Source organism: Kitasatospora sp. NPDC094015, from assembly GCF_040304075.1.
In the GTDB taxonomy this organism is placed as follows: domain Bacteria; phylum Actinomycetota; class Actinomycetes; order Streptomycetales; family Streptomycetaceae; genus Kitasatospora.
This window is the reverse complement of record NZ_JBEOUL010000004.1, coordinates 319,136-325,989: the sequence shown is the minus strand read 5'-3', so window position 1 is coordinate 325,989 and position 6,854 is coordinate 319,136. Positions and strand designations below refer to the sequence as shown.

7 protein-coding genes and 3 tRNA genes are annotated in these 6,854 nt (G+C 72.8%); 5 read left to right on the top strand and 5 right to left on the bottom strand.

All coding sequences use genetic code 11. The annotated features are described in order from the left end of the window. From ABT014_RS07680 to crcB (ABT014_RS07665), 4 genes are all read right to left on the bottom strand, one after another. A partial coding sequence (locus tag ABT014_RS07680; protein ID WP_350637805.1) for a DEAD/DEAH box helicase occupies positions 1-1,877 on the bottom strand: 1,877 nt, incomplete at its 3' end. A gap of 885 nt (positions 1,878-2,762) precedes the next feature. Beyond that, positions 2,763-3,137 carry a fluoride efflux transporter CrcB gene (gene crcB / locus ABT014_RS07675; RefSeq protein ID WP_350637730.1) on the bottom strand — a complete coding sequence of 125 codons (375 nt, stop codon included), beginning with the start codon at positions 3,135-3,137 and terminating at the stop codon, positions 2,763-2,765. Next, the gene (locus ABT014_RS07670) at positions 3,134-3,526 is read right to left on the bottom strand and encodes a DUF190 domain-containing protein (RefSeq protein WP_350637729.1); all 393 of its coding nucleotides are present in this window, start codon (positions 3,524-3,526) and stop codon (positions 3,134-3,136) included. Before ABT014_RS07670 ends, crcB (ABT014_RS07675) begins: the two co-directional genes overlap by 4 nt. Then, entirely contained in the window at positions 3,523-3,987 is a 465-nt protein-coding gene (gene crcB / locus ABT014_RS07665) for a fluoride efflux transporter CrcB (RefSeq protein ID WP_350637728.1), read from the bottom strand. Before crcB (ABT014_RS07665) ends, ABT014_RS07670 begins: the two co-directional genes overlap by 4 nt. Positions 3,988-4,054: 67 nt before the next feature. Here crcB (ABT014_RS07665) and ABT014_RS07660 point away from each other — a divergent pair, with 67 nt between their 5' ends. From ABT014_RS07660 to ABT014_RS07640, 5 genes are all read left to right on the top strand, one after another. Continuing rightward, positions 4,055-4,396, top strand: a complete 342-nt coding sequence (locus ABT014_RS07660) for a metallopeptidase family protein (protein WP_350637804.1) — start codon at positions 4,055-4,057, stop codon at positions 4,394-4,396. Between the two features lie 138 nt (positions 4,397-4,534). After that, positions 4,535-4,607 (top strand) — tRNA-Glu (locus tag ABT014_RS07655). 59 nt (positions 4,608-4,666) lie between these two features. Then, positions 4,667-4,740: transfer RNA gene (locus ABT014_RS07650), tRNA-Asp, on the top strand. A 27-nt stretch (positions 4,741-4,767) separates the two neighbouring features. Next, positions 4,768-4,841, top strand: a tRNA-Phe gene (locus ABT014_RS07645). 119 nt (positions 4,842-4,960) lie between these two features. Then, positions 4,961-5,506, top strand: coding sequence for a Uma2 family endonuclease (locus ABT014_RS07640; protein WP_350637727.1), 546 nt, complete (start codon positions 4,961-4,963; stop codon positions 5,504-5,506). 57 nt (positions 5,507-5,563) lie between these two features. On the opposite strand, the gene ABT014_RS07635 is transcribed toward ABT014_RS07640, so the two are convergent. Further along, positions 5,564-6,823, bottom strand: coding sequence for an ALF repeat-containing protein (locus tag ABT014_RS07635; RefSeq protein ID WP_350637726.1), 1,260 nt, complete (start codon positions 6,821-6,823; stop codon positions 5,564-5,566). Between the last annotated feature and the right edge of the window lie 31 nt (positions 6,824-6,854).

Here is a 6,854-nt window from a genome sequence, read left to right as displayed (position 1 = left end):
TCGTCACGGTTGAAACCACCGGAACGGTTGTCCCGCTGGAAGCCACCCGAACGGTTGTCACGGTCCCGGTTGAAGCCACCCGAACGCTCGTCACGGTTGAAACCACCGGAACGGTTGTCCCGCTGGAAGCCACCCGAACGGTTGTCACGGTCCCGGTTGAAGCCACCCGAACGCTCGTCACGGTCGCGACCGAAGGAACGGCCGCCACGGTCGTCCCGGTCCCGGTCCCGGTCCCGGCCACCGCGGTCGTCGCGGTCCCGGTTGAAGGACGGGCGCTCGCTGCGCGCCTCGCGGTAGGCGGGAACGCGCTCCTCCTCGACCACCGGGGCGGTCTCGGCGACGGGCGCCTCGGCGGTCTCGGCGTCGGCCTCGGCGGCCGGCTCCTCGTCCTCGATGCCGAGCGCGGCACGCTCACGGGCGGCGCGGGCGGCCAGGCGGTCGGCCTCCTCGCGCAGCTCGGTGGCGCGGCGCTGGGCGCGCTCCAGCTGGCGGGTCATCTCGGCGACCTCGCGCTCCGCGGCACCGGCGATGCCGGAGGCGGACTCGGCCTGCACCTCGACCAGCGAGCGGGCACCGGTGATCCGGGCCACCTCGGGGTCGAAGGCGTGGTCGAGGATGTGGCGCGAGGCGTCCACGCCCGCGTCCTCCATCAGACGGAAGACGCCGCGGCGCTGGTGCGGCAGCACCAGGGTGACGACGGTGCCGGAGCGGCCGGCCCGGGCGGTGCGGCCGGAGCGGTGCAGGTAGTCCTTGTGGTCACCGGCGGGGTCGACGTTGAGCACCAGGTCGATGCCGTCGACGTGGATGCCACGGGCGGCGACGTCGGTGGCGACGACCACGTTGACGTAGCCGTCCTTGAAGTCGCCCAGCACCCGGGTACGGGCGCCCTGGGTCATGCCACCGTGCAGCGCGTCGGCCTTCACACCGGCTTCCATCAGCTGCTCGGCGACCCGGTCGGCACCCATCTGGGTGCGGACGAAGATGATCGTCCGGCCCTTGCGGGCGGCGATGGCGTTGGTGATCGGCGCCTTGTCCTTGGGCTTCACCACGAGGATGTGGTGGGTCATGGTGGTGACCGCGCCGGCCGACGGGTCGACCTCGTGGGTGACCGGGCTGTTCAGGTAGCGCTTGACCAGGGTGTCGATCTCGTTCTCCAGGGTGGCGGAGAACAGCAGGCGCTGGCCGCCGGCCGGCACCTGGTCGAGGATCTCGGTGACCTCGGGCAGGAAGCCCATGTCGGCCATCTGGTCGGCCTCGTCGAGGACGGCGACCTGGACGTCGGCGAGCTTGGCGGCGCCGCGGTTGATCAGGTCGCGCAGGCGGCCCGGGGTGGCGACCAGGACGTCCACGCCGCGCTCCAGCGCGTACATCTGGTTGGACATCGAGGTACCGCCGCAGACCACCTTGAGGCGCAGGCCGAGCACCGAGCCGAACGGCTCCAGCGCGTCGGCGACCTGCATGGCCAGCTCGCGGGTCGGGACCAGGATCAGGCCGCGCGGGTGCTTGGCCCGGGTGCGCTCGCCGCCGGCGAGGCGGGTGAGCAGCGGCAGGCCGAAGCTCAGGGTCTTGCCGGAGCCGGTGCGGCCGCGGCCGAGCACGTCCTTGCCGGCCAGCGCGTCCGGGATGGTCGCGGCCTGGATCGGGAACGGGGTGGTGACCTCACGCTTGGCGAGGGCCCGGACGATCTCGTCCGGCAGGCCCAGGTCACCGAAGGTGAGGGTGGGCTCGGCGGCCTCGGCGGCGGCCTCGTCGGTGTCGAGGTCCGCGGCGCCGAACTCCTCGGCGGTGAGGTCGACCACGGCTGCGGTCTCGACCTCGGCGGTCTCGGGGGAGTCGGTCTGGACGGTGTCGGCGGCGTCGGACCCGTTCGCGGGCATGGCGAAGCGGGCGTCGTCAACGAGAGACAATGCAAAACCTTCCGGAAGTGGCACGCGCCAAAGTCCGGGGTTCTGTTAAGACCGCCTCTATGCGGTCAGCCACGGATCGCCGGAACGCGCCAAGGGCGCCGGGTGAAGAAGAGGCGCCAATCAAATGAATCAAACGAACGATCTACCACCATAGACGAACCTCGGGATCAAAGGCAAACCCGCTGGCCAGGGCGCTATTGCCCGGTAGGAGCCGCACTCGGAGCCGATGATCCGGAGTTACTGGTCGATGGTTCAGGTACCAGTGTCGCAGATGCCGAGGGCGAACCGGGCTGTGAGCTCGGCGACGGGTGGGACGGTGCGGACGGGCTCGGCGCCGAACTCGCCGGGCCCGCCGGGCTCCCGCTGGGCCCCGTGCTGTCGCCGGGCGCGCCGGGCACCACGACCGGTGCCACGATCCCGACGGACTCCACCGGGGCCGGCTCGCCGCCCGGCGCCCCGGCGGCCGGGGTGGCTCCCGGCGAGACGCCCTCCAGGACCGTGCCGGCCCCGTGCTCGCCGCGCTGGCCGCCGTTGCCGCGGGCCGCGCCGGTGGCGGCGCCCGCCTTGCCGGGCGCGCCGGCCTGCCCGCTCGGCCGGGCGGTGCCCTGCTGGTCCGAGGAGGCCGCACCGACCGACATGCACCCGCTCAGCCCGAAACCGGCGAGCGCCGCCGCCATCACACCCACCGCCAGCCGCCGCCGCGCCGTACCTTCAGCCACCACCGAGCCACCTCCCGCGCCTGCCCCACCCGGGCCGGTCCGTCGTTCTCGGTGCCCAACGCGCGGCGGGCCCGCCGGACACGGCCGGGCGCCCGGACGGCCCCGCGGCGGTGCACCCGGAGGCGCCGGTGCGGGGTCAGCCCCAGAGCGCGCGGGCCACCGCCGCCCCGGTGAACGCGGCGCCGAGGCCCGCCAGCACGCTGCCGGCCACGTTCGCGACGGCGTACAGCCGCGCGCCGGTCTCGGCCAGCCGCAGGCTCTCGTACGAGAAGGTCGAGTAGGTGGTGAGCGCCCCGCACAGCCCGGTGCCGAGCAGCAGCTGGAGCCGGGCGGGCGCCGCTCCGGCCGTCACCGCGCCGGTCAGCAGGCCGAGCACCAGGCTGCCGGAGACGTTCACCGCGAAGGTGCCCCACGGGAAGACCGACTCGTGCCGGGACTGCACCGCGCGGTCCGTCAGGTAGCGCAGCGGCGCGCCGACCAGGGCGCCGACGATCACCAGCAACCAGTTCACCGGGCACCTCCGCCGCGGGGGTGCCCGTGGCCGTAGCGGACCACCTCGACCTCGTCCAGCATCAGCAGGCCGCTGCCGATCAGCTCGTCCAGCTCCGGCAGGAACGCCCGGACCCGCTCCGGCCGGTCCACGATCACCACCGCCACCGGCAGCCCCTCGCCCAGCGACAGCAGCCGGGAGGTGTGCACCATCGAGCCGGAGCCGAAGCCCTCCACCCCGTGGAACACGCTCGCCCCGGCCAGGCCGGCCGCGTGCGCCCGGTGGACGATCTCCGCGGAGAGCGGGCGGTGGTGCCAGGTGTCGCCCTCGCCGATCAGCACGGTGGCGCGCAGCTCGCGGACGGGCCCGGGGCCCTGCGCTCCCCGGTCCGGCCCGGATTCCTCGGTCATGCCGGCCCCTTTCGCAGCGCGAGCCTGGTGAGGGTCGCCGCCGCCCAGACCGCGCCGAGCGCGGCGAGCACGGTGCCCAGGAGGTACGCCAGCGCCCGCCCCGGTTCGTTCAGGTCGATCAGCCGCTGGACGTCGACGGCGTACGTGGAAAAGGTGGTGAAGCCGCCCAGGACGCCGGTGCCGAGCAGCGGGCGCAGCAGCGGGTGAGCACCCGATCTCGCCTCGACGACCAGCACCAGCAGCACCCCGATCGCGGCGCAGCCCACCACGTTGACCAGCAGCGTCGTCCACGGGAAGGCGCCTGGCGAGGTGGGCCGGAGCAGCACCGCGCCGTACCGGAGCGCCGCCCCGATCGCGCCGCCGACCGCCACGGCGGCGACCGTCGGGCCCTGTCCGCGCAGCAGCGCGGGCCGGCGGGGCGGGGCGCCGGGGGCGCCGGTTGCGGTGCGGTGGGAGCTCACACCTCAGTCAATCACCGCCGATCACCTGGCACCGCGTCACCGGACACCCGACAATGAGGCGGTGGAGATGACCCGGGACGAGTTCGAGACGCTGGTCGCCGACGCCCTCGACCAGATCCCGCCGCAACTCGCGGCCATGATGGACAACGTCGCGGTCTTCGTCGAGGACGAACCCGACCCCGGCGACCCCGAGCTGCTCGGCCTGTACGAGGGCACCCCGCTGACCGAGCGCGGCGAGTGGTACGCCGGGGTGCTGCCCGATCGGATCATCGTCTACCGCGGGCCGATCCTGCGGATGTGCGAATCCCAGGACGAGGTGGTGGACGAGGTCCGCACCACGGTGATCCACGAGGTGGCCCACCACTTCGGCTTCGACGACCACGAGCTGCACGAACTCGGCTGGTCCTGACCACCGGCCGGCGGCCCGCGCCCTGACCTGCGCCTGGGCCGCTGACCCGCCGGACCGAAACCGTTTTGGCGTTCCCGCCCGGCATCCCATATGCTTCTCACGTCCCCGACCGCTGGATGCCAGCCGGGCGGGCCGCAAGCCCTCATCGTCTAGTGGCCCAGGACGTCGCCCTTTCAAGGCGGTAGCACGGGTTCGAATCCCGTTGGGGGCACGGCAGTACCGTAGTAAAGTCAACGCCGCAAGGTGTTGAGGCGGATGAGATCCGCACGAGGTCCTGTGGAGCAGTTGGTTAGCTCGCCACCCTGTCAAGGTGGAGGTCGCGGGTTCAAGTCCCGTCAGGATCGCTCGTCCCGCAAGGGGCGGTGCAGTACGGCCAGGTAGCTCAGTTGGTACGAGCGTCCGCCTGAAAAGCGGAAGGTCGCCGGTTCGACCCCGGCCCTGGCCACAGCTGCTGAACAGCACGAAGGCCCCAGGTGAGATCACTCGTCTGGGGCCTTTTGCGTACCGGCCGGATCCACGGGCCTACGCTGAGGTTGCTGCCCTGCTCGTCCGAGGAGAGCGTCCGTGAACCCGGAGCACCACGCGCTGTTCGAAGAGGCCCGCAGGTCCCTGCCGAGCGGGTTCAAGGTCGAGCTCTCCGGCGACACCATCGTGGTGACGGTCAGCCCCTCGGGCATCCACCAGCGGAACCTGCTGGCGGTCCGGCGGCAGTTCGACGCCCACGCCCCGGTCGAGCTGCTTCCGAGCGAGAACACCGATCTGGTCTCGCCGAACGTGGGCAAGAGCCGCAACCCGGACCTGACGTACCTTCCGGCCGAGGCGCTGGCGACGTCCGACAACCAGGTCCCGTCCGAGCTCGCCGCCGTCGCGGTCGAGCTGGTTTCGCCCTCGAACCCGGAGAACGACTGGGTCGGCAAGGTGCGGGACTATCCGCTGATGGGCATCCCGCTGTACCTGCTGGTCGATGCCCGGCAGCGGACGGTCACCCTGTTCAGCCGGCCCGACGGGACGAAGTACCACCGTCGTGAGGACATCGACTTCGGGGAGCGGCTGCACCTCCCCGAACCGTTCGACTTCGAGTTGGTCACGGACGACCTGCTGCCGTACTGAGAACGGCCCGGGCCCCCGCAGCGTGGTTGCTGCGGGGGCCCGGTCCGTGCGAACGGGTCAGGCCTGGGGGCGGCGCCGGGCGGCGACGAGGGTGCCCGCGCCGAGGGCGACGGCGGCGGCGCCGGCCAGGGCGATCTGCTCCAGCGGGGCGGTCGTGCCGGTGCTGGCCAGCGAGCCGTCCGTGGCCGTCGAGGTGCCCGTGACGCCGGTGGTGAGCGAGGCCGGGACGGTGGTGGTGCCGGAGCCGTCCTTGCCCGCGGACCCGGTGGACCCGGCGGCCGCGTCGGCGGCGGCCTTGTCCTTGGCGCGCGCGATGTACTGACCCGTCTTCAGGAACTCGCGGACGTCCTCGATGGTCCCGTTGAGCGCGGCGGTGCCGGCCTTGCGGACCTCGGGACCGCCGGCCTCGATGATCTGGGAGACCCGGATCCGGTCGTCCGAGTCGCGCAGCGGCCCGAGCTCCACCTTGAGGAAGTGCTCGACGTCGGCCGCGGCGCCGGCGAGCGCCTTGCGGGCCGCCTCCCGGACGTGCCCACCGGTCTCCGGGTCGTCGATGATCCGCTGCACCTCGGCGCGGTTCTCGTCCTCGGCCCGGGCGATGTACTGACCGGTCTTCAGGAACTCGCGGACGTCCTCCATGGTGCCGCTGAGCACGGCGTTGGCGGCCTTGCGGACCGCGGGGCCACCGACCGACATGATCTGGGTCACGCGGAGCCGGTCGTCGACGTCCTGGGCCTGCTGCCGCCCCGCCTTGAGGAACTGCTCGACGTCCGCGGCGGTCCCCTCCAGCGCCTTGCGGCCGGCCTCGCGCACGATGGGCCCGCTGCTCGCGTCGTCGATGATCCGCTGCACCTCGGCGCGGTTCTCGTCCTCCGCCCGGGCGACGAACTGGCCGGTCTTCAGGAACGCGCGGAGCACATCGACATCGTCCGAATCGAGGTGGTCCCGGCAGGCCTGCTTGAGGACGGGACCGGCGGTGTTCATGATCCGGGCGATCGCGATCCGCGCGTCGTCCTTGCGGATCTTGTCCACCGCCACCGCGAGGAAGTGCGCGCGGTCGGCCGGAGTGCCGGCCAGGGCCGCCGCCGCGTGCTCGCGCAGGTAGGTGCTCGGGGCGGTGAGCAGGTAGTCGTTGGGGTAGACGAGCAGCTTCTCGATCGCCGCCCGGTTCGCCTCGTCCGCCTGGGTCTCGGCGGGGTCGGTCTGCTCGTGGCCGGCCGGAGTGGTGTCGGCGAAGGCCGGAGTGGCGGCCATGGCGACGGGCGCGGCGGCCGTGGCCAGGAAAACGGCAGCGGCGAGCGAACGACGGAGCTTCAACTGTCCCCCGGGGTGGTGGTGTGAGCGAGCC